At 67.9% G+C, this 1,316-nt stretch carries 2 protein-coding genes; both read right to left on the minus strand.

Annotated elements, in window-relative coordinates; all coding sequences use genetic code 11:
- Positions 1 to 596: chromate transporter (locus ACEN88_RS31975; protein WP_413346214.1), on the minus strand; the 596-nt coding region annotated here is incomplete at its 3' end.
- 10 nt (positions 597 to 606) lie between these two features.
- Positions 607 to 975 carry a VOC family protein gene (locus tag ACEN88_RS31980; protein WP_413346216.1) on the minus strand — a complete coding sequence of 123 codons (369 nt, stop codon included), beginning with the start codon at positions 973 to 975 and terminating at the stop codon, positions 607 to 609.
- Positions 976 to 1,316: the final 341 nt, after the last annotated feature.

Below are 1,316 nucleotides of genomic sequence, written 5' to 3' on the forward strand. Positions count from 1 at the left end.
GGGTCGAACAGCGCGGGCCGCAACCGGCCGCCGACGAACCCCACCACGGCCGCGCCGAGCACGATCAGGGGGAACGGCACGCCCAGCAGGTCGATGCCGATGAACGCGGCGAGCGCGACGCCGACCAGCAAGCCATTGCGAAGCGTCCGGCTGCCGATGCGCCACGCGGCCGCCAGCACGATCGCGACGACGGCCGGCTTGATGCCCGCCATGATCCCGGCGATGGCGGGCACCTGGCCCCACGTCATGTAGATCCACGACAGCGCGATCAGGACGACCAGCGACGGCAGCACGAACAGCACCCCGGCCGCGATCCCGCCCGGCACGCGGTGCAGCAGCCAGCCGATGTAGATGGCCAGCTGCGTCGCTTCCGGTCCCGGCAGCAGCATGCAGTAATTCAGCGCATGCAGGAACCGCCGCTCGGAAATCCAGCGGCGGCGTTCGACGAGCTCGGCATGCATCATGGCGATCTGCCCGGCCGGGCCGCCGAAGCTGATGAAACCCAGCTTGAGCCAGTAGCGCAGGGCGGTGCGGAAGGAAACGGGAGCGGGCGGGGCGGACAAGGTGGTGGGCGAACGAATGGATGAGTTGCCCATCTTACACGCATCACGCGGGTGGGCGATGACTCACTTCCACCAGGATGCCGCCCGGCGCGTGAACGTAGAATAGCGTCGCCCCGCGCTGGAGCGACACGGGCGGCAGGTCCGTCACGCCCGCCGCCTCCAGGCGCGCGTGGGCGGCGTGCACGGCCGCGTCGGAGTCGACGAGGAAGCCGATATGGAAGTTGTCTGGATAGTCCTGCGCGCCTTCCGTGCGGCGCCGCGTGAGGACGAGCGCGACTCCGCCTTCGCCCAGCAGCAGGGCGAAGCCGTTATTGCCGCGCGTGTCGACCAGGCGGAAGCCGAAATGGGTGGTGAAGAAGGCGGCGGTGGCCGCGACGTCGGGGACGGGAAGGTCGAGGTGATTCAGTTGCATGACGTGCTCCGATGATGGGCTCGTACGGAACGATCCGCCGCTGAGGGCATGCGCGCACGAACCCGTTAAGCGCAATGGCGCCGGACGGTTCGTCGCGGGTACTCATGCGCGCACGCATGGAACAGAGCTTCTGCGCATGGCGCGCGAAGGGACCGGGCTTACCAAAAACGGTCCTGCCTTTTTCGACGCGGTCATCGTAGCACAGGTATAAAAAAAGGAAGCCCGCAGGCTTCCTTTTTGTCAGGGCAACGCGTTTATTGACGCGTATCCACCTGGATCAGCGGCTCGTTGACCGGCGGCGGCGCCGGCTTGCGCGTGCGGCGCGGACGTGCCGGCGGCTC

Source organism: Massilia sp. CT11-108 (assembly GCF_047302915.1).
In the GTDB taxonomy this organism is placed as follows: Bacteria; Pseudomonadota; Gammaproteobacteria; order Burkholderiales; family Burkholderiaceae_D; genus Telluria; species Telluria orientalis.

Coding starts and splice junctions, on each gene's coding strand:
- ACEN88_RS31980 (WP_413346216.1), bottom strand. CDS start 975: ATGCAACTGAATCACCTCGACCTTCCCGTCCCCGACGTCGCGGCCACC.